The 21,178-nt window shown below is 39.8% G+C and carries 19 protein-coding genes and 2 pseudogenes; 13 read left to right on the forward strand and 8 right to left on the reverse strand.

Going from position 1 to position 21,178, the window contains the following annotated elements; genetic code table 11:
• Positions 1–65: 65 nt before the first annotated feature.
• The 5 genes and pseudogenes from MAE_RS11750 (at position 66) to MAE_RS11775 (ending at position 4,540) form a co-directional block, all read left to right on the forward strand.
• A complete protein-coding gene (locus MAE_RS11750; protein WP_012265771.1) occupies positions 66–1,724 on the forward strand; it encodes an IS1634 family transposase in 1,659 nt (552 codons plus the stop codon).
• Positions 1,725–1,970: 246 nt separating this feature from the next.
• Entirely contained in the window at positions 1,971–2,336 is a 366-nt protein-coding gene (locus MAE_RS11755; protein ID WP_012265772.1) for a hypothetical protein, read from the forward strand.
• A 174-nt stretch (positions 2,337–2,510) separates the two neighbouring features.
• The gene (locus MAE_RS11760; protein ID WP_012265773.1) at positions 2,511–3,104 is read left to right on the forward strand and encodes an IS607 family transposase; all 594 of its coding nucleotides are present in this window, start codon (positions 2,511–2,513) and stop codon (positions 3,102–3,104) included.
• A pseudogene (locus MAE_RS36070) lies at positions 3,076–4,314 on the forward strand (RNA-guided endonuclease InsQ/TnpB family protein). Before MAE_RS11760 ends, MAE_RS36070 begins: the two are co-directional and overlap by 29 nt.
• Before the next feature lie 7 nt (positions 4,315–4,321).
• The gene (locus MAE_RS11775) at positions 4,322–4,540 is read left to right on the forward strand and encodes a hypothetical protein (RefSeq protein WP_012265775.1); all 219 of its coding nucleotides are present in this window, start codon (positions 4,322–4,324) and stop codon (positions 4,538–4,540) included.
• 510 nt (positions 4,541–5,050) lie between these two features.
• On the opposite strand, the gene MAE_RS11780 is transcribed toward MAE_RS11775, so the two are convergent.
• Entirely contained in the window at positions 5,051–5,416 is a 366-nt protein-coding gene (locus MAE_RS11780; protein ID WP_050766290.1) for a type II toxin-antitoxin system PemK/MazF family toxin, read from the reverse strand.
• Positions 5,417–5,446: 30 nt separating this feature from the next.
• Between MAE_RS11780 and MAE_RS11785 the strand changes: the two are divergent.
• Positions 5,447–6,635 (forward strand): annotated as a pseudogene (locus MAE_RS11785) (RNA-guided endonuclease InsQ/TnpB family protein).
• A gap of 105 nt (positions 6,636–6,740) precedes the next feature.
• Here the strand turns inward: MAE_RS11785 and MAE_RS11790 are convergent.
• From MAE_RS11790 to MAE_RS11800, 3 genes are all read right to left on the reverse strand, one after another.
• Entirely contained in the window at positions 6,741–6,965 is a 225-nt protein-coding gene (locus MAE_RS11790) for a type II toxin-antitoxin system MazE family antitoxin (protein ID WP_012265779.1), read from the reverse strand.
• A 640-nt stretch (positions 6,966–7,605) separates the two neighbouring features.
• A complete protein-coding gene (locus MAE_RS11795) occupies positions 7,606–8,820 on the reverse strand; it encodes an ISL3-like element ISMae36 family transposase (RefSeq protein ID WP_012265780.1) in 1,215 nt (404 codons plus the stop codon).
• Between the two features lie 139 nt (positions 8,821–8,959).
• On the reverse strand, positions 8,960–10,429 hold the full coding sequence (locus tag MAE_RS11800; RefSeq protein ID WP_012265781.1) for an IS1380-like element ISMae9 family transposase: 1,470 nt from the start codon (positions 10,427–10,429) through the stop codon (positions 8,960–8,962).
• A gap of 988 nt (positions 10,430–11,417) precedes the next feature.
• Between MAE_RS11800 and MAE_RS11805 the strand changes: the two genes are divergently transcribed.
• From MAE_RS11805 to glmS, 4 genes are all read left to right on the forward strand, one after another.
• Entirely contained in the window at positions 11,418–12,902 is a 1,485-nt protein-coding gene (locus tag MAE_RS11805) for an IS1380-like element ISMae9 family transposase (protein ID WP_012264152.1), read from the forward strand.
• A 248-nt stretch (positions 12,903–13,150) separates the two neighbouring features.
• Complete coding sequence (locus MAE_RS11810; RefSeq protein WP_012265782.1) at positions 13,151–14,017, forward strand: IS5 family transposase; 867 nt, start codon at positions 13,151–13,153, stop codon at positions 14,015–14,017.
• Between the two features lie 37 nt (positions 14,018–14,054).
• Positions 14,055–14,348 carry a hypothetical protein gene (locus tag MAE_RS11815; RefSeq protein ID WP_041804068.1) on the forward strand — a complete coding sequence of 98 codons (294 nt, stop codon included), beginning with the start codon at positions 14,055–14,057 and terminating at the stop codon, positions 14,346–14,348.
• 158 nt (positions 14,349–14,506) lie between these two features.
• Positions 14,507–16,408 carry a glutamine--fructose-6-phosphate transaminase (isomerizing) gene (gene glmS, locus MAE_RS11820; RefSeq protein WP_012265785.1) on the forward strand — a complete coding sequence of 634 codons (1,902 nt, stop codon included), beginning with the start codon at positions 14,507–14,509 and terminating at the stop codon, positions 16,406–16,408.
• Positions 16,409–16,469: 61 nt separating this feature from the next.
• Here glmS and MAE_RS33345 read toward each other — a convergent pair whose 3' ends face one another.
• Positions 16,470–16,724 (reverse strand): hypothetical protein, encoded by a 255-nt coding sequence (locus tag MAE_RS33345; RefSeq protein ID WP_012265786.1) that lies wholly within the window; start codon positions 16,722–16,724, stop codon positions 16,470–16,472.
• Between the two features lie 164 nt (positions 16,725–16,888).
• Between MAE_RS33345 and MAE_RS36405 the strand changes: the two genes are divergently transcribed.
• The 3 genes from MAE_RS36405 (at position 16,889) to MAE_RS11835 (ending at position 18,535) form a co-directional block, all read left to right on the forward strand.
• Positions 16,889–17,140, forward strand: a complete 252-nt coding sequence (locus MAE_RS36405; protein ID WP_012265787.1) for a hypothetical protein — start codon at positions 16,889–16,891, stop codon at positions 17,138–17,140.
• A complete protein-coding gene (locus MAE_RS11830; RefSeq protein WP_231859770.1) occupies positions 17,121–18,092 on the forward strand; it encodes an RNA-guided endonuclease InsQ/TnpB family protein in 972 nt (323 codons plus the stop codon). The genes MAE_RS36405 and MAE_RS11830 overlap by 20 nt, the downstream gene beginning before the upstream one ends.
• A 125-nt stretch (positions 18,093–18,217) precedes the next feature.
• Positions 18,218–18,535 (forward strand): DUF3067 family protein, encoded by a 318-nt coding sequence (locus MAE_RS11835; RefSeq protein ID WP_004162464.1) that lies wholly within the window; start codon positions 18,218–18,220, stop codon positions 18,533–18,535.
• A gap of 192 nt (positions 18,536–18,727) precedes the next feature.
• On the opposite strand, the gene MAE_RS34940 is transcribed toward MAE_RS11835, so the two are convergent.
• The 3 genes from MAE_RS34940 to MAE_RS34945 form a co-directional block, all read right to left on the reverse strand.
• Positions 18,728–18,958 carry a PEP-CTERM sorting domain-containing protein gene (locus tag MAE_RS34940; protein ID WP_012265789.1) on the reverse strand — a complete coding sequence of 77 codons (231 nt, stop codon included), beginning with the start codon at positions 18,956–18,958 and terminating at the stop codon, positions 18,728–18,730.
• A gap of 251 nt (positions 18,959–19,209) precedes the next feature.
• Positions 19,210–20,067, reverse strand: coding sequence for an IS5-like element ISMae4 family transposase (locus MAE_RS11845; RefSeq protein WP_041804711.1), 858 nt, complete (start codon positions 20,065–20,067; stop codon positions 19,210–19,212).
• A gap of 121 nt (positions 20,068–20,188) precedes the next feature.
• Positions 20,189–20,587: a hypothetical protein gene (locus MAE_RS34945; protein WP_050766291.1), complete on the reverse strand. Its 399-nt coding sequence runs from the start codon at positions 20,585–20,587 to the stop codon at positions 20,189–20,191.
• Positions 20,588–21,178: the final 591 nt, after the last annotated feature.

A 21,178-nucleotide genomic window follows, 5' to 3' on the forward strand; every position in this document is an offset into this window, starting at 1 on the left:
CTTGAGACCCCTAATTATGAAAAAATAGGAATTGTTGGAAAACTTAGGCAGTGGGCTGTTCGACCATGAATCAATCAACAGAAATTGAAGTCAAAAATCTAGACCATCTGGGATTAGTAGCTGGAATTATCGATGAAATAGGAATCGTTGAAATTATCAACGAACAAGTCTCAATTGAGCGAGGAGAAATTGTCACAGCGGGGCAAGTAGTGAAAGCAATTATCCTGAATGGATTGGGATTTGTCTCCCGAGCCTTGTATTTATTTCCTCAATTTTTTGAAGATAAAGCAACCGAACATCTGCTGGGAGAGGGCATCGAACCCAAGCACTTGAATGATGATAAAATTGGTCGAGTAATGGACAAACTTTATCAACTTAATGTTTCGGTCATTTTCCTACTCATCAGTTTAGCCGCCGTGAAAAAATTTGGTGTAGCAACCGAGAACTCCCATTTAGATTCGACTTCTCTATCAGTAGAAGGAGAATATAAAAAGGAATACCCAACAGTAGAAATCCTGAAATCAGGAGCAGTGGGAGAAGAAATTGAAACCAGACAACAGCCAATAAAAATTACCTACGGATACTCCCGCGACCGAAGACCTGACTTAAAACAATTTATGATTGACTTAATCGTAAGTGGGGATGGAGATGTACCTTTATTCCTGAAAGTAGGGGACGGAAATGAAGCGGACAAAGCGGTTTTTGGTCAAATCGCCCGAGAATTTAAAAAACAAGTTGACTTTGACAGTTTAATAGTCGGCGATAGCGCCCTCTATAGCAAAGAGAATTTAAAACTAATGAAAGAAATGCGTTGGTTGTCTCGAGTACCATTAAGCATTAAAGAGGCTCAAGAGTTAGTCGATAGCATCTCAGAAAAAGAGTTAACCGATTCAGAAATACCGGGTTATTCCTGGCGGGAAACAAGCTCTAACTATGGGGGGATAGAACAAAGATGGTTGCTAGTTGAAAGTCAAGCTAGACAAGAATCAGACTTGAAAAAATTAGAGAAAAAAATCGAGCAGGAAAAGAATTCTGCCCAAGAAAAAATCCGGCAACTATCCCGAAGAGAATTTGAGAATAGAGCGGTGGCGTTGGCGATAGCCAAAGGATTATCTGACTCCTTAAAATCTCATCAGTTAACGGAGATTAAAGTCAATCTCATTCCGCCTGAGTCCCAGGGGTCAAAACTCAAATCAAAAGACGATTTACCCTCTCAAAGCTATCAAGTTCAAGCCAAATTAGAGTTGAATTTGACCGCCATTGAGAGGCTAAAGAAACGAGCAGGACGATTCGTTTTAGCAACTAACGATTTGGAGAAACAACGATTAAGCAGTGAGGATATACTCAAAAAATATAAAGGGCAACAAGCTCCGGAAAGAGGATTTTCTTTTCTCAAAGACCCCTGCTTTTTTGCTGACAGTGTCTTTCTCAAATCTCCCCATAGAATCGAGGTCATGGCCATGCTCATGGGCTTGTGCCTGCTGGTTTATACTATTGGTCAAAGACAACTTCGTTTAAGTTTAAAACAGCAGGAGACGGGACTGAAAAATCCGTTGGGTAAGTTAACTGACCGACCGACGTTACGCTGGATATTTCAGTGCTTTCAAGGGATTCATCTCCTACGTATTCAAGACAATCAAAAGATTAGCAACTTAACGGATGAGAGGCGCAACATTTTGAGATTTTTTCCCAAACCTTGCCAGGAATATTATCTCTTATCTTGACCAGATGGATTGACTTCAAGGGGTGACAAAACTTAAGCACTACTCGAACATCTCGACGCTAGATGTTAAGTCTGATTGCCCAGCCATTCTCAACAAGCACTGTTTATTGAGAATGACCGGGGGAACTCTGAAATTTTCGGCTTAGTTGCCGGCAGCTTGCCGCCAACTCACTCCTCTAGATAAGTATTTTGACTCACGCCCCTTCCTCTTTTGAGACGTTGTGACACTTAGGGTGCGGAATGTGGGATGCAAGGTCGTGTAAATCAAGGGTGTGAGGCGATGTTGGCGATCGCGGTCAGAAATAATGAAACTATGCAGATAGTAGATGCTGTAATTGATACAGGATTTTCGGGTTTTCTCACCTTGCCGTCTGACATAATTGCTAGGTTAGGGTTTATTTGGGAGGGTCGAGATCTTGCGACATTAGGCGATGGGACTTTCTGCACGTTTGAAGTTTACATCGGGCTTGTGATCTGGGACGGGCAATATCGTGAGATTTACATCAACGAATCAGAGACGGTTCCGTTGATTGGGATGCAGCTATTACGAGGATACGATTTGCGAATTCAGGCAGTTGAGGGTGGTTTAGTTACGATCGAAGCGTTGAAGTAGAGTGCGATGCTGAAGGCACTGGGTAGCAGTACGCCATCGCTGTAGCAACGTGGAAGCTAGAATATATTAAGCCCTATACGTTAGATGTTGTATTGTAAAGTTTTGTAAAAAATATATGCAAATGACTGCAAACAACTGCTAATATGGTTAGTACAAGTTTACGTTGCAGTTCACATGAAACTATCAGATTATGCTAAGAAAAAAGGGATCAGTTATGACACTGCTTGGAGAATGTGGAATCGAGGGCAGTTACAAGGAGAACGTCTTCCTACAGGAACAATTATTATTTTTGAAGATGACCGTTCTTGCGGTGAAAATAAAGTAGCTATTTATGCGCGAGTTTCTAGTTCAGAAAATCAATCTAACTTAGAGACTCAGGCAAAAAGATTGGAAGCTTATTGTATTGCGAAAGGCTATCAAATTGTTCGAGTAGTTAAAGAAGTAGGAAGTGGAGTCAATGATCATCGAAAGCTATTATTAAAACTTCTAGAACAAACTGATTATAATTTGATTGTCGTAGAACATAAAGATCGTTTAAGCAGAGTAGGGTTTAATTATCTGAAAGTTCTTTTAACTCAAACAAATAGAGAGCTAGAGGTCGTTAATCTAGCAGAAGAAAGAAAAGACGATTTAAGGCAAGACTTCGTGAGCATAATTACCTCATTTTGCGCTCGATTATACTCATTAAGACGACGAAATAGAAAGACAGAATGTTTAATTAAATGCCTTGAGGAGAATGATGAAATTAGTTCAAAAACATCTAATTAAATTTAATCACAAAAATTATTCAGTAATTGATAAATTAGGATTTTTATCGAAGAATCTGTATAATTGTGCTGTTTATTTAAACCGTCAAGTTTTCTTTTCACATCAACCATTTTTAACAATGACTGAGTTACATCATGCCTTAAAAATGAGTCCAGATTATCAAGCCTTACCCGCCAAAGTAAGTCAGTTAGTATTAAAGCAAGTAGAAAAAACCTTTAAATCCTACCAAAAAGCGAAAGAACAATCCAAAAAATCGCCAGATAAATTTACAGGAGAGCCTAAGTTGCCAAGATACAAAGACAAGGAAAAAGGTAGAAACGTTTTAACTTATAACTATCAAGCCATTTCTCAAAAAGCGTTGAAGCAAGGTTTAATCAAGCTATCAGGGACTAATTGAGAATTTAAAACTAATTTAAAGGAAGTCTTAGAGGTCAGGATTATTCCTAAATTGGGTGCTTATTGTTTAGAGATTGTCTATGAACAACCATCCTCATCAAGTCAAGAGGGAGAAAGATATGCTTTTATCGATTTAGGCTTAAATAACCTAGCTGCTGTTACCTCTAATATTCCCGAATTTCAGCCAACTTTAGTATGTGGAAAAGCCTTAAAATCCTGCAATCAAAAGTACAACAAGAGACTAGCTAAACTCAAATCGGAATTACCCAGTCTACAGAAGACCAGTAAAAGAATACAAGGTTTAACTTTAAAGCGTAATTGCCAGGTGGATTATTACCTCCACACCGCTAGTAAATATATTATTGATAAATTACTAGCTCATCAAATTAACCTTTTAGTTATTGGTCATAATCAAGGCTGGAAACAAAACATTAATATTGGAGATAGAAATAACCAGTCATTCGTAAATATTCCTCATTCAAGGTTGATCGAACAACTTACCTATAAAGCAAATTTAGTAGGAATAGAGGTCAAAACAACTAATGAAAGCTATACCTCTAAATGTAGTTTCTTGGACTTAGAGTCTATTCAAAAGCAAAAAAGCTATTTAGGCAAGAGAATTAAAAGAGGACTATTCAGAAGCTCGTCGGGTTATTTCTATGGAGCAGATATTAATGGTTCCTTAAATATTGGAAGAAAGGTAGTCGGAGAGGCCGCCTTTAGCGGGAATCCGATAGAGAGGTTCGTAGTTAACCCAGTACGGGTCAAAGCGTACAAAGCTAATTCTAGATGCAATATTTGCGTACAGAATTAGTAACTATATGACTGAACGACTTGAGCAGGCGATCGCCCAATTAAAAACCTTGTCAACCGCTCAACAGGACGCGATCGCAACCCTAATTTTGGCAGAACTCGAAGAAGAGCAGCGATGGGATGACTCCTTTGCCCGCTCACCAAACTTGCTGGCTAAACTAGCAGCCGAAGCAATGGCAGAACATCGATCGGGCAAGACTCAAGAATTAGACCAGGAAACGTTGTGAAGTCTTGTACCACTGCTCGTTTTCGGGAGATGTTTTCTGAGCTTCCAAAACCGATTCAAGAGCAGACCCGTAAAGAGTATCGGCAATTCAAAGAAGACCCAAGCTATCCCAGCTTGCGATTCAAGAAAGTCCATCCAAAGCTGCCCATCTATTCTGCACGCATCAATAAGCAGTCGTGCAAAATTAATTTCCTAGTCGAGACTCCGAGACTCCGAGACTCCGAGACTCCGAGACTCCGAGACTCCGAGACTCCGAGACAGCTATTAGGGATCGGATTTGAGTTTTCAGTTCACTGTTTCCTCACACCAGAAGTCTGACGGAGTAGTGGCTTAGATGTGTAATTAATTTTGCTTAGGTACTTATTAAGATCAGCGGTCGCACTTAAACTCACAGTTTCAATCAATGTGTAGGGTGCGTTCCCAAAAATCGATCGGTGGAGCAGTAGGAGCCACCTTAGGGAACGCACCCTAGGGCGATGGCGTACTGCTATGCAGTGCCTTCGGCATCGCGCTATGAAGACTTAAAAGCTAAACTGAAACCGAGTTCAATACAGACTGCTTTCTCTATTTCTTCCCAATAAACGTCTTCTAAAACACCCTGTTGATTCTTAATTCTCTGAGAATCTACAGCCCTCATTTGACTTAAGTTGATGTGTCGATCTCCGTCTAGTCCATTCTGCACTGTCGGTGTAATATTCACAACAAAAGGATAAGTCTTTTTCCCCAGCAACAATGGAGCAACTATTGTCGTTGTTCCATTTTGATTGCCCATATCGTTTTGTAAAATCAGGCAAGGGCGTTCTTTATCGGTTTCATCGAAAATTTTGGGTCTGAAACCCCGCCGTTTTACGGCGGCTTTGCTGTTAAATCTTAGCACATTTACACGATATATGCTAGAATGCGGGATATGGAAAAAGCCTATTCGTTTCGATTTTACCCCACACCAACACAAGAGTCGCTATTGCGGCGCACATTGGGCTGTGTAAGATTAGTTTACAACAAAGCTCTCCACGAACGAACACAAGCTTGGTACGAAAGACAAGAAAGAGTAGGATATACTGAAACTTCTTCAATGCTAACCGATTGGAAAAAACAAGAAGAATTAGAGTTTTTAAACGAAGTTAGCTGTGTACCTTTACAACAAGGGTTAAGACACCTACAAACAGCTTTTACTAATTTCTTTGCTGGTCGGACTAAGTATCCTAACTTTAAGAAAAAACATCAAGGAGGAAGTGCTGAATTTACTAAATCTGCTTTTAAGTTCAAAGACAAACAAATCTATTTAGCCAAATGCACAGAACCTTTACCTATTCGATGGTCAAGACAAATACCAGAAGCTTGTGACCCAAGTACAGTAACAGTCAGATTGCATCCTTCTGGACGTTGGCATATCTCAATAAGATTTGATGACCCAACGATTAAGCCTTTACCAGTAACAGATAAAGCCATCGGAATTGACTTAGGAATTAGTAGCCTCGTGATTACCAGCGATGGCGATAAAGTGTCTAATCCCAAGCATTTTAAAAAGCATTATCGGAGACTGCGAAAGGCCCAAAAAAGCCTTTCTAGAAAACAGAAAGGGTCAAAAAATCGGGAAAAAGCAAGAATCAAAGTAGCCAAGATTCACGCTCAAATCACCGATAGCAGAAAAGACCATTTACATAAGCTAACCACTCAATTAGTTCGTGAAAACCAAACGGTTGTGGTTGAGAACTTAGCCGTCAAGAATATGGTCAAAAACCCGAAATTATCTCAGGCAATATCTGATGTAAGCTGGGGAGAAATCACTCGACAATTAGCCTATAAATGCCGTTGGTATGGGAGAAATTACATCGAAATAGATAGATGGTTTCCTAGCTCTAAAAGGTGTAGTAATTGCGGGTATATTGCCCTTGAAAATGCCGTTAAATGTTCGAGAATGGGACTGTCCAGACTGTGGGACACACCATGACCGAGATATTAACGCCAGTAAAAATATTTTGGCCGCAGGGCTTGCGGTGTCAGTCTGTAGAGCGACCATAAGACCAGAACAGAGTAAATCTGTTAAGGCAGGTGCGAAAAATCCTTCGGGAAAGAAGCAGAAACCCAAATCGTGAGGTTTGGGAATCGCCGTCCGTTTTACGGCGGCGAGGATGTCAAGACCAACAACGGGTTTCAGATCGACCCACCATATCTCTCCTCGCTTGTAGGTTAGTCTTCCATTAGGCATTTAGACCATCGCCCACTGCAATATCCCAGACAGAAATTTCTTCTTGGCTCTCTGGATCATTTGCCTGATCTTTATAAGCATCTTCTAGCTCTTTCATAAAAATCCTTCTCTTCTCTTGCCAGAGAACATCATTTATAAAGCGGCTACGATTGCTTGCTAGTCGATCTACAAAGTCCAAAACTTCGTCGTCTAAGGTTATGCTGACTTTCTTACTCATTGCCATAAACTGCCTAGGACAGCCCGGTAGGATTAGATCATCATACTAACTAATCCTACGTTAATTGTCAACGCCTGCCTCTGATCTGTAAGTAAGTAGGGTTTGCTGAATAAATCTAAAAACCTTGTTGGATAAGGTTTTTAGACTTTTTTGACCTCAAAAAGTGCCGACCATTGGAGTGATTGGGGGGAAAATTCAGGTACTTTTTCCCTGAAAATTAGGTAGTTGACCACCTGAAAATCGATAAAACCCCACACCCCACACCCCACACCCCACACCCTGCCCCCAGGAAAAACTTTTTCAGCAAGCCCTAACCCGCATTTCTCACAAACTGAATTAAGAACCTAATTTGGAGGTTAAAAGTTGGTGTTTTTCAAAAATAAGAGAAACCCGCTTAGTTATCAAGGAATAATCTGACTAAACTAATCAAAAAATTCCTGAATTACTGGAAAAATTCCGTCAATTAGGGAAAATGTTCACGACAAAGTTAGCTGAATTTATAAGCAGCCATTTTTAAGACTATTTAATGATCTTTGAAAACTCTTCAACTTATCCAGTTCCCGCTATCGCTTGAATTCTAGAGTAAGCTATCGCTAAAATATCTTGATAGGGACGGCTCTTCGTTACCCTTTATGCTAAATCAACATACAAGATGCCAAGATAACATACTTCTAACCCAAAAATTCCGAAAGTTTCTAAAGCCATAGCCTCTCCGTTTTATTAGTTTAAGTTTATTGTTGATTCCCTCGACCACCCCATTCGTTGTCCTTCGCTCGAAATAACTAATGATTTCTCCAAACCAGTTTCGGATTGTTTGACAACTCTTGGTAAAAACACTGGAGGATTTTGCCAACCATTCCGAGATGGATAGCAGTCCCTCTGTCGGATTCTCTGAGGTTTCATAAATCTTTCTGAATTCTTCCTTTAATTTCTGCATCTTTTTCAAATTTGGGAATTTTTCTTTGATAGCTTCTAGTTTAATTTTTTGGGGTTCCGTTAAATCTTCTTCATTTTTTAACAGGCTATATTTACTTCGCTTTAAAACTTCTAGCTTCGCTTCTTTTTCCGCTTTCTGTTTTTTATTTTTCTGCGCTTCTACGGCTCTTTTTTCCGCTCTTCTCTGTTCGTCTAACTCTTGATTAATTTGTTTCATGACATGGAATCTATCGGCGACTACCTCGGCCGATGGCATCAATTCTTTCACCAAATTTTTATAGGGCAACCAAAGGTCTATGCTCACTTCTTCAATTTGCTCTAACACCTCTTTTCCCCACCCAGTAAGCGTTTCCCTCAACTCTTCTTGTGTTCGCTTCTCTAGAATAGCTATTAGTTTTCCCGTATCTAAATTTACTAAAACCGCACAGTAATTTTTTTGTCCTTTGACTAGAGCGATTTCATCAATTCCTAGCCTTTTTAATTTCGATAAATCTGGCTCTGTAATTTCTTCGGCGATGTCCTCTACCATTCTTTGAATCTCTTCTTCCGTTACGTTATTTCTTCGGCTAACATTTAAAATATCTCCTTCTTTTAATTGTTCGAGTATATTCTCGGCTAGTCTTTTCGTATAGGTTCGTTTCTTGGCGACAAAATCTAACTCTTCGCTAAAGGGTCTCTGACAATTACCGCACTTAAATTGACGACGATTAACCTGTAGGTACACTGGTTGTCCTGAGATTGGTAAATCTTTGACTAAATGTCGATGATTTTGGTGGAGTTTATCGCTCTCTAACCCACAACGAGGACAGGTTGCTTTTTGATTTTTAGATTCGATTCGGCAAACTATACCGATATTTTCTAGGTGTAGATAGCCTTGAATACAGGTTCCTTTTAGGTTCAAAAATTTGTCAAGTATCATAAGTAAAATAATCTCGTTTTTGGCTATTATATCAAATCTTAACTCAATTGTCTATCTTTTGGTATTAACCTGTTTGTGCCTTAAGTCCTTCCCTGTATGGATTTCAGCTACTTTTGAGCGTAGGCGCTCTCATCGAATTTTATTTTAAGTTAATTATTTGCATAACAATTCCCGAAGAGCCATAGGGACAAGAACTGGCAATTGCGATTAAAATTCTTCTGACACTAACAGTAATTCTAGCTCCTAATTTAAGGAAATTAAGGCGAATTGTTCCCACTGTCGCTTTGGCAAAAGAAGTTTTAGCCAAACAATTTTGACGAAAAGCTTGCATTAAAACATAAGCCATTGATGACAACCAAAGTCTTAATTGATTACTCTCAAATGTCTGTGTCGAATTCCGGTCAGCAAATAAGTCTAATTGTTGCTCTTTAATTCGATTTGACCTCTCACCTCTGGGGCAATATTTTTCAGTGTAAAGTTTAGATGGGGGAATCTTTGATGCAGGTAAAGAAGTCACAACGTGGCGAATTTTTACGCCCTCACTACCAGGACAAACTTTTGTCACCACTCTTCTTGAACGGCTCCAGGATTTTTGGGTTTGATAACATAGGGAACGATACCAAGTCGATTCTGGTACCAATTTCGCCAATTCTCCTAACTCTTCATCGGGAGAAAATAACGTCTCCATTAATTCAGTAACTGGCTGAAGTCTTTGCTCGTAATCTGCCTTAGCTTTCTCAATTACATCGGTCGCTCGTAATTTTAATTGACTATTCGTTGCCATTGCTAAAACATAATCAACTCCTGCTTGACTTTCGCAAAATTTCATGATATCTTCACGGGAATAGGCACTATCTCCTCGTACTAATATCTGCGTATCTGACCATTTTTCTCGAATTATACCGATTATTCGCTGCAATTCTTCTAATGCTCCCCCAGCAGTATCTACATGAGAAGACCGGAGTTTAGCTACTAATAAATGATGCTCACAGAAAATATACAAAGGAGCATAACACACTCCTTTATAATAAGTATTGAAAAACGCTCCCTCTTGATTTCCATGCACTTGGTCATCGGTGACATCCATGTCTAAAATAATTGGTTTCGGTGGCTTTTTGTAGGATTCTAGAAAGATGTCCACAAAAGCTTTTTCAATTTCTTTGGGGTTAGGCTCGATTTTATGGTAACGACTGTTCTCTTGATTGATGACTGTTTCCGGACAATATTCTAGTCGATTAATTGTACTTTTTCCCGCTAAATTTGCTTGGGCTGAGTCAATAAAATTTAGTTTTTTCAATGCTATTGCTAAAGCTGGAGCATGACGTAATTTATCATGATCATTGACATCCTCATATCCCAAAACTATCCCATAAACTCTTTGTGCGAGTAGTTCATGAACTGAATAATCTAGATAGGATGAATTTCGATAATCTCGAAAACATTCGGCAAACCGAGCCGTTATTTTTAGCTTTTGGTCTAACTCTGCCATCAAAATAATTCCTGCATCTGAGGTGATTTTTCCTCCCTCAAAATTAGCGATTACTTGTCTTCCATTGAGGTTTCCAAAATTTAATTGATTGAGTCGAGACTGGTCTGAACTAGGAGTCATAAACTTGACATACTTTAAATAGTTTTAATGATTAAATTATAGCAAGCTTTTGACTTCATTCTCTACTTAAAATTGAGACTTTATCAACTAATTAACCTAAAAATACGCATTTTAAATTTGTTCTTTTTTCAAGGTCTAATTGATGATGAGCTTAAGTTGAATCCTAACAACACACTGTCGTTTTTGCTACAAGGCGATCACCCAGTCAAAACCCAGATTTTGTAAGGCTTCGGGGGTTGGTGATCGTACTTTTTGTGAGAAATGCGGGCCTAAGTAGTCGTGCAAAATTAATTTCCTAGTCGAGACAGGAGACTCCGATTATGAGTCTAAGTGCGATGCCGAAGGCACTGCGTAGCAGTACGCCGCTCTTGTGGGCCCAGTTGAGGAATGTTAGCGAAGATTGCCAATGTTTAGGTTAGGGTTTGCTGAAAAAGTTTGTTGGTGGGGTTAGGAGTCAGTAGCCGGTCGTCAGGAGTCGGTCGTCGGTCGTCGGGAGTTTCAGGCTTTGTTACCCTCTCTTATTGTACCAGCTTATGTACTACAATAAGGATAATGCAAGGTTTTTGAAGGTCTCAATCCGATTTTCGCAGCACTAACATCGGATTTTAACAGGTCAAAAGCCTTATTTTAAAAGGGTTTTACCATTATTCAGCAACCCCTAGTTTAAAAGATCTCTTGCATAAGTCTAGACAAAATAGGATAAAATAGTCCAAGAGTTAACCCGCATTTCTCACAAAAAGTACGATCACCAACCCCCGAAGCCTTACAAAATCTGGGTTTTGACTGGGTGATCGCCTTGTAGCAAAAACGACAGTGTGTTGTTAGGATTCAACTTAAGCTCATCATCAATTAGACCTTGAAAAAAGAACAAATTTAAAATGCGTATTTTTAGGTTAATTAGTTGATAAAGTCTCAATTTTAAGTAGAGAATGAAGTCAAAAGCTTGCTATAATTTAATCATTAAAACTATTTAAAGTATGTCAAGTTTATGACTCCTAGTTCAGACCAGTCTCGACTCAATCAATTAAATTTTGGAAACCTCAATGGAAGACAAGTAATCGCTAATTTTGAGGGAGGAAAAATCACCTCAGATGCAGGAATTATTTTGATGGCAGAGTTAGACCAAAAGCTAAAAATAACGGCTCGGTTTGCCGAATGTTTTCGAGATTATCGAAATTCATCCTATCTAGATTATTCAGTTCATGAACTACTCGCACAAAGAGTTTATGGGATAGTTTTGGGATATGAGGATGTCAATGATCATGATAAATTACGTCATGCTCCAGCTTTAGCAATAGCATTGAAAAAACTAAATTTTATTGACTCAGCCCAAGCAAATTTAGCGGGAAAAAGTACAATTAATCGACTAGAATATTGTCCGGAAACAGTCATCAATCAAGAGAACAGTCGTTACCATAAAATCGAGCCTAACCCCAAAGAAATTGAAAAAGCTTTTGTGGACATCTTTCTAGAATCCTACAAAAAGCCACCGAAACCAATTATTTTAGACATGGATGTCACCGATGACCAAGTGCATGGAAATCAAGAGGGAGCGTTTTTCAATACTTATTATAAAGGAGTGTGTTATGCTCCTTTGTATATTTTCTGTGAGCATCATTTATTAGTAGCTAAACTCCGGTCTTCTCATGTAGATACTGCTGGGGGAGCATTAGAAGAATTGCAGCGAATAATCGGTATAATTCGAGAAAAATGGTCAGATACGCAGATATTAGTACGAGGAGATAGTGCCTATTCCCGTGAAGATATCATGAAATTTTGCGAAAGTCAAGCAGGAGTTGATTATGTTTTAGCAATGGCAACGAATAGTCAATTAAAATTACGAGCGACCGATGTAATTGAGAAAGCTAAGGCAGATTACGAGCAAAGACTTCAGCCAGTTACTGAATTAATGGAGACGTTATTTTCTCCCGATGAAGAGTTAGGAGAATTGGCGAAATTGGTACCAGAATCGACTTGGTATCGTTCCCTATGTTATCAAACCCAAAAATCCTGGAGCCGTTCAAGAAGAGTGGTGACAAAAGTTTGTCCTGGTAGTGAGGGCGTAAAAATTCGCCACGTTGTGACTTCTTTACCTGCATCAAAGATTCCCCCATCTAAACTTTACACTGAAAAATATTGCCCCAGAGGGGAGAGGTCAAATCGAATTAAAGAGCAACAATTAGACTTATTTGCTGACCGGAATTCGACACAGACATTTGAGAGTAATCAATTAAGACTTTGGTTGTCATCAATGGCTTATGTTTTAATGCAAGCTTTTCGTCAAAATTGTTTGGCTAAAACTTCTTTTGCCAAAGCGACAGTGGGAACAATTCGCCTTAATTTCCTTAAATTAGGAGCTAGAATTACTGTTAGTGTCAGAAGAATTTTAATCGCAATTGCCAGTTCTTGTCCCTATCAAGATATTTTAGCGATAGCTTACTCTAGAATTCAAGCGATAGCGGGAACTGGATAAGTTGAAGAGTTTTCAAAGATCATTAAATAGTCTTAAAAATGGCTGCTTATAAATTCAGCTAACTTTGTCGTGAACATTTTCCCTAATTGACGGAATTTTTCCAGTAATTCAGGAATTTTTTGATTAGTTTAGTCAGATTATTCCTTGATAACTAAGCGGGTTTCTCTTATTTTTGAAAAACACCAACTTTTAACCTCCAAATTAGGTTCTTAATTCAGTTTGTGAGAAATGCGGGTTAAGATTGAAAGATGAATTACGAACAAGTAAAAACTTTAAAGCCAACAGAGTTCAAACGCTTGTGTGGCGTGTATCCAGATACATTTAAGGATATGGTAACAGTCCTAAAGGCAGAAAAAGTTTGGCAAAAAAAGACAGGTAGACCTAGCAAATTGAGTAGGGAAGACCAACTACTAATAACATTAGAATATTGGCGAGAATATCGCACCTATTTTCATCGGGGAAATAGTTGGGGTGTTAACGAATCAACGGCGTATAGAATTGTTAGGAAAGTAGAGAATATTCTCATCAAATCAGGTCTGTTTAATCTACCCGGAAAAAAAGCCCTCTTAGAAAGTAATAGTGAAATAGAAGTAATAGTGGTGGATGTGTCAGAACAGGAGATAGAAAGACCCAAAAAAAAACAGAAATCATGCTATAGTGGCAAGCAGGGATACCACACATTAAAGTCGCAAGTCGTTGCCGATCTCGCGCAGCGAGCGCGTTGCGACCAAAAAAGCGAGCAGGTAATCTGTGTCCGTTGTGAGAAAGGAAGAGTCCATGATTTTCGACTGTGGAAAGAGAGCAAAATAAGGTTAAATAAGGAAATAGAAATATTAGGGGATAAAGGCTATCAAGGAATTCAGAAGCTCCATCAAAACAGTCAAATTCCTCATAAAAAAAAGAAAAAAGAAAAACTAAGTAAAGAGCAAAAAAAAGCCAATCGTCAGTTATCACAACGGCGCATAGTTATAGAACATATTCATCGTCGTCTCAAAATATTTCGGATACTTTCATCAAGATACAGAAATCGCAGACGGCGATTTGGTCTGAGATTGAATTTGATTGCTGGTATCTACAATTACGAACTTCGTTACCGACAAAAGGATATATCTTGATTACTTTTGCAAGAGATCTAAAATAGAGGGGCAAAAGTTGCCACAGGGTCACGCGCCAAGGACAGTGCGACAACCTCTCTACAGCAAAGAAGAATTTGCCCGACGCAGCGATGAGATTTATGAGACTCAGGTACGTTCTCAAGTCGAGCAAGGTAATCATGGCAAGATTGTGGCAATCGCTCTCGAAACTGGAGACTTTGAAATTGACGCGAGTGAAATAGCCGCTTGTGATCGCCTTGAAGCTCGTCGCCCAGATGCCCCAATCTGGATGGTTCCTACTGGTTCTCGTCAAGTTCGTCGATTGGGCGGACGCAGGAAAAGAGCCGTTTGAGACCTCTTTGACCCCATCTTGCTCCCAAAAATGAGCGAAGGATGAGTCCCATTAGAGGAAACTTTGCCCTTGTCAGTGCGTCTTTAGCCTCTAAGCAAACAAGTGTCACGCTTGCGATAGAATAGATCGGACTTAGCCTAAATGGGGTCAGGGAAAGAATGTGCGGAATTGTTGGCTATATCGGAACCCAAACAGCGATCGATATTCTCCTAGCTGGTTTGGAACGTTTAGAATATCGGGGTTATGATTCGGCAGGAATTGCCACAATTCTCGAAGGTGAATTACATCGAGTCCGCGCCCAGGGAAAACTCTACAATCTGCGGGAAAAATTAGAACAGGAAGTTAATCCCTCCCAAATTGGCATCGGTCACACCCGTTGGGCAACCCACGGCAAACCCGTAGAAAGTAATGCCCATCCCCACACCGATAATAGTCAACGGGTGGCAGTGGTACAGAATGGCATTGTCGAAAATTTTCAGGTATTAAGAACAGAATTAAAGGAGAAAGGCTGTATATTTGACTCGGAAACCGACACAGAAGTTATTCCCCATCTAATCGCCAGTTATCTACCCAAACCTACCGATGAAGACTACTTGGGGGTGAGTCCTTTCCTCAAGGCAGTTTTAAGGGCAATTGAACGTTTAGAGGGGGCCTTTGCCCTAGGGGTGATTAGTCCCGATTATCCCGATGAATTGATTGTCGTGCGGCAACACGCCCCTTTAATCATCGGTTTCGGTCAAGGGGAGTTTTTCTGTGCCTCCGATGTCAGTGCTTTGGTTCCCCATACCCGGGCGGTGCTGTCCCTGGATAATGGCGAAATCGCTCGGTTAACACCCTTGGGAGTAGAAATTTATAATTTTGAGGGCAAAAGAGTCCGTAAAAGCCCCAGAGTCCTCGATTGGAGTCCGACGACCGTAGAAAAACAGGGTTATCGTCACTTCATGCTCAAGGAAATCTACGAACAACCCGGAGTGGTACGCGACTGTTTAGGAACCTATCTGCATCCCCATTGGACAGCACAAAATGAGGATAATGTCAACCCAATAAATATTAATTTTTCTGAAGAAATTTACGATAATTTAGAACATATTCAGATTTTAGCCTGTGGAACCAGTTGGCACGCTAGTTTAGTCGGTAAATACTTGATTGAGCAGTTGGCAGGTATTCCCACCAGGGTACAGTACGCCTCGGAATTTCGCTATGCACCCACGCCCCTGATGCCCAATACTCTAACTATCGGGGTGACGCAATCGGGGGAAACAGCCGATACTTTAGCGGCTTTGGAAACGGAAAAACAGCGTCGTTTAGGATTAGAAAAAAAATATCAGGCCCGGATTATCGGTATTACTAATCGCCCCGAAAGTACCCTAGCACAAATGGTCGATCAGATTATTAATACCCAAGCAGGAATCGAGATCGGGGTGGCGGCAACTAAGAGTTTTACGGCACAATTATTGGGTTTTTATCTCTTAGCTTTGGATTTATCCTATCGTCGTCAAACTTTGTCTTTAGAGAGAATCGAGGAAATTATTAATGGAATGCGATCGCTGCCAAGGTCGATCGAAACTGTCTTAGAAACACAGGAAAAAGCGATCGAAGAATTGGCCCATGAATTTAATGACACCCAAGACTTTATTTTCTTGGGACGGGGGATTAATTTCCCCATTGCCTTAGAAGGGGCCTTAAAACTCAAAGAAATCAGTTATATTCATGCGGAAGGCTATCCAGCCGGAGAAATGAAACACGGACCAATCGCGCTTTTAGATGCAAAAGTTCCCGTAGTAGCGATTGCTATGCCGGGGATAGTTTATGATAAGGTTCTCTCCAATGCACAGGAAGCAAAAGCAAGGGATGCGCGATTATTGGGAGTAGTTGCCGACAGCGATACGGAAGCGCCAAAAGTCTTTAATGATTTGTTGTATGTGCCGGAAATTGAAGAACTATTATCGCCAATTCTAACAGTAATTCCCCTACAATTGCTCTCCTATCATATCGCAGCCCGTCGCGGTTTAGACGTGGATCAGCCGCGCAATTTAGCCAAAAGTGTCACAGTGGAGTAAAGTTCATCAGGTTGAAAGTGTGGTTCACAGGTCTATCTAAATTGGAGCAAGAGGACTCCCTTTACACCGCGAAGCGGTTGATGGCGAGAGTGTCATCCCTTCGGTAAAACCGAGGGTTAACTACAGAAACCAAAAACCTACCTAGGGTCTGCTGAAAAAGTTTTTCCTGGGGGTAGGAGTCGGTCGTCGGTCGTCGGTCGTCAGTAGCCGGTCGTTTCAGGCTTTGTTGCCCTTGTTTTTTGTACCAAGCGATGTACCACAAGAAGGATAATGCAAGGTTTTTGAAAGTCCCAATCCTATTTTCTTGCACTAACATCGGACTTGAACAGGTCAAAAGCCTTATTTTAAAAGGGTTTTACCATTATTCAGCAAGCCCTGCCTAAAGCTTTTTAAAGCTACTCATTTCTGTAGCTATACAACTAAAATAAGTAACTTTGGCGACCGATAGATTTTAAGAACGTTATCAGGTATAATCAAGACATGAAGCTAGTTGAACGTCATATTATCAGTCAAAATCATCCCTTATGGTCAGAAATCGACCATTATGCCTTCTTGTCAAAAAATTTGTTCAATCTAGCTAACTACCATTATCGCCAATATTTCTTTGAAAACTCCCAAAAACTGAGTTTTAATCAACTCTATCATCTGGTATCTAAAACCTCAGATTATTTAGCTTTACCCGCGAAACCGAAGCACGCAGATAATCAGAAAATTGGAGCAAGCTTGGGTTAGTTATTTTGCCGCTTTTAGAGCTTGGAAAAAACACCCTGAAAAATTTTTAGGAAAACCCAAAATCATTAAGTATAAGGACAAAACCAAAGGAAGGAACCTGCTAATATATTCTCAGGAATCAATTTATAAAAAACCTTTAAAAGAAGGAATTTGTCACTTGTCTATGAGCGACTTAAAAATGACCACTTCCCGAAGAGAAATAATTGAAGTGAGAATTGTCCCCAAAAGTAGCTGTTATGTCATTGAAATAGTCTATGAAAGACGGTCGGAAACCACAGATAAACAACAGATAGCTGGGGTAGATTTAGGAGTTAATAACTTAATGGCTGTAACTACAAATCAAACAGGTGTAGCACCTCTTTTGGTCAATGGCAGACCGTTAAAAGCAATTAACACCTTCTACAACAAACAACGGTCACAACAACAAGCTCAATTAAAAACTCGAAATAATCAACCCTCATCTAAGAGATTGCTATTCCTAACCCATAAACGAAACTGTCGAGTAGAAAATTATCTACACACAGCCAGTAAAAGAGTAATAGATTGGTGTACTATTCATCAAATAGGGACGTTAATAATTGGGCATAATGAGCGGATGAAACAATCTCTTAATCTAGGAAAAAGGAATAATCAACAATTTGTCAATATTCCCCATAATAGATTAATAGAAATGTTAACCTACAAAGCTCAATTAAAAGGAATAAAAGTCATAATAACTGAAGAATCCTATACCTCACAATCCAGTGCTTTAGATAGGGATGAGTTACCTAAATATGGTGAAGAAAAACCATTATTTAAGGGAAAAAGGTTAGCTAGGGGACTGTATAAAATGGGAACAAATCAGTTGTTAAATGCCGATGTCAATGGGGCATTTAACATCATTAGAAAAGTAATTCCTGATGTCATTGACCAGGGAATAAAGGGTTTGCCGTTTAATCCGCTCCGTGCTTGACCCACTACGAATGACTAAGCTTTCAGGCTTTTAAGTAAGTTTGAGTAAGTTTAGTTGAGCGGTCTTCCCCTGACATTTGTGATAAAATCAAGAGGCCGACTGACATCTGAGAAGCGATAGCAACCATGACGGGTGTGGACTTACAGCAATTATTACTAGAAAAATGGGGTCGTTCCTACGATATCCAGCTGCGACGCATCAAAGATAAGGTTCATGTCCAGGTAATGTGGAAATATCTCGAACAAGCTTCTTTTCCCCTCTCCGAGTCCGAATATCTGGAACATCTCAATGTGATCGCTAATTATCTCCACGAATGGGGTGGTTTTAGTCAATTTCAAGCTTTTATCCGCGAAACCCGCGAGCGTCCCCGTCTCGGTAAAGCGGTTAGTCTGGCCTTAGATTTAGGTGAAAGGGCCTCGGAATGGCTGATCAGTGATCAGTGATCAATTATCAGTGACCAGTGGGATTGTTAAGTGAACAGTATACTGCATTTAAATTGCGTATTGGATATTTTAATACAAATGCTCGAACTCCCCACTTCCCACTTCCCCATCTCCTTCTCTAGACAATAAAACAAGCGTTAAGGTTAAGCTTAACGCTTGTTTTTTCCATTATTTTTGCTCTATTGACAGTGACTAGCTCTTGCGACGAGCAAAAGCACCAACACCGGCAACCGCTAGGATACCCAGGATAGCAGAGGGCTCGGGAACTGCTGCGAAAACGCCTTTTTCGAGAATTAAATTATAGATCCATCCCGGACCAACGGACGTGACGGTCAGGTTGAAAATTCCCATCTCATCGGTACTGGTAGGACTCGCATAGTCAAAAAACGCTGAACCCATTACATTGTAATTAGTGGTCTTCATACCCATCATAGAATAGAACTCTTGCAAATTAATTATATGTTATAATGATGGGTTAACTAATTTTCCCCAAAAAATTAGTTAATCAGTACATTTGTCCTGAATGAAAACTTGAAGTTTAACTTTTAACTCAAAACTCTTTAGAGCTGCTTTAATTTGGTTATCAAAACCTCTTTATTTAAGCGGCACAAACTATCTCAATTATAAAAATTGAGAATAAATTCTCCTTGACTTGATTAATCTTTAGGCAACTTTTAAGAAGCTGCTATACCTATCCCTAACTCACCGTTATAAATAGCCGCCAACAAGTTAACTCTTAAACTATATCTTCGACGACGATTCCGATATTTACAGGATAAGATTTTAAAGATTTTGAGTTTCCTATTTATAGGTTCAATGATAATCCTTTCTTTGGCTAAAGCCTTGTTATACTCTTTTTCTAACTCTGTTAATTTTCTATTTTTCGATTTCTTTTTCGGTGTATAACTATTACTATGGTATGCAGCTATTCCCTGATAACCACTGTCTTCTATGCTGGTAGTTAAAGGATGAAAACGAACTCGACTTTTTTTAAATAAACTAAAATCATGACCTCTACCTTTCCCACAAAAGACACAGATAATTTCCTTTGTATTTTGATCAGCTACTAATTGGGATTTTAAAGTATGATAACCTCTTTTACCCGAAAAAAAATCTTTCTGTTTCTTTTGGGGGCGTTCAATGGGAGTTTCCGTTACATCCATTACCGTTATGACCGGTATCTCTGCTTGATTGAGTAAAGCTTTTTTTCCTTTTAAACGGAAGTTTCCCGATTGTAAAAGCATTTTTTCCGTCTTATTTACAATCCGACATATAGTTGATTCTGATAGTTCCCAGCTTGTACCAATGTGAAAATATGTTCTATATTCTCGCCAATATTCTAACGTTACTAAAACTTGTTCTTCTATAGATAGTTTAGGTTTCGGTCCCCTTTTAGATGGTGAATTAGAGTCGGCTTCAACACTTTTTACTGATTCTACCATCTTTCTATATGTTTGTTTATACACACCGAAACGGCGTTTGAATTGTTCATCTGATAAGTTTTGATAATCCATAATTTTGCTAATAAACATAGCAAAATTATAGATGATTTCCTGACCTAAGATCACATTTTATTCTTTTTTCCACTTCAATCTAAGAATTGAGAAAAAAGCAAAACCTTATATTATACCATAAAAAAATTATGCAAGAGGTCTAATTATAGACACCCGTAGAGATTGTAGGAGTGATAGCAACTGTCATACCACCGCCCACATTTATGCTAGCAAAACCAATTATGGGACTAGGATTCGTAAACGTGTGGCTGACTGGTATTGGTGTCATAGGGGGGGTGCCGATAAGGGTAATAGCCTTCAAAACGCTAACGGCCGCGAAGCCCAGACCCGCAAATTCGCCCGTAGGAGTCCCAACCAATCCGGTGGTCGTTCCAGGAGTGAGGGTCGGGTTGGTAGTTCCCCACGAACCGGCCGTTGCATTCCCCCCTACGGCTATCATACTCGCTGCTTGGGCAGCACCGGCAAAGCTGAGAGCGGCAACACTGGCCGCGATAGCAACAGTGCCAGTGGCTAGTTGTCTAGAAATGTTGGTGATCATTTTAAGTCGTTTGTTACGGGAGCATCTCACTTACGCGATAAGTAATTATACTTAGCCTAAAAGCCACTCTTAATCGTGTCTTGGAACGAAATAGAGGCTTTTAAAGACTGCGTACATGGAGAATTAAAACAAGAATTACCCTCGAAAAGCCTATTTTTCCACTAAGTATTTATGCTCATTGCAAAGGTGAGATGCTCCCTTTGTTACTTTTTATTAGGGCAAAGTGCGTAGACTACGCACTCCATTACACTTAATAACCTGGGCCAGATTAAATGTCAAGTTAATGCAATGAAAAGAAAGTGAAATGCTCCTCAGTAGGGGGCGTTGTCAAATTGAAAGATGATCCGAATCAGCTTGGAACTGAAATTACTTTGATAGCAAGGATTGCATTGCATCTTTCATATTCTGACCCACATTCCGCACCCTCAACTGTCACATAATACCAAATTTCTAAATCCATGACAGACATCCACGCTCGAATGCTTGCCAAGCCGGTGTTCGTTGTGACGCGAATAAAGAAAAATGGTGTAAGCTGTCCCCCTCCAGAGACTTGAGTAAAAATACCTAGCTGGTGAAGGTTTTCTCGGTGGC

It is taken from the genome of Microcystis aeruginosa NIES-843, from assembly GCF_000010625.1.
GTDB classification, from domain to species: domain Bacteria; phylum Cyanobacteriota; class Cyanobacteriia; order Cyanobacteriales; family Microcystaceae; genus Microcystis; species Microcystis aeruginosa.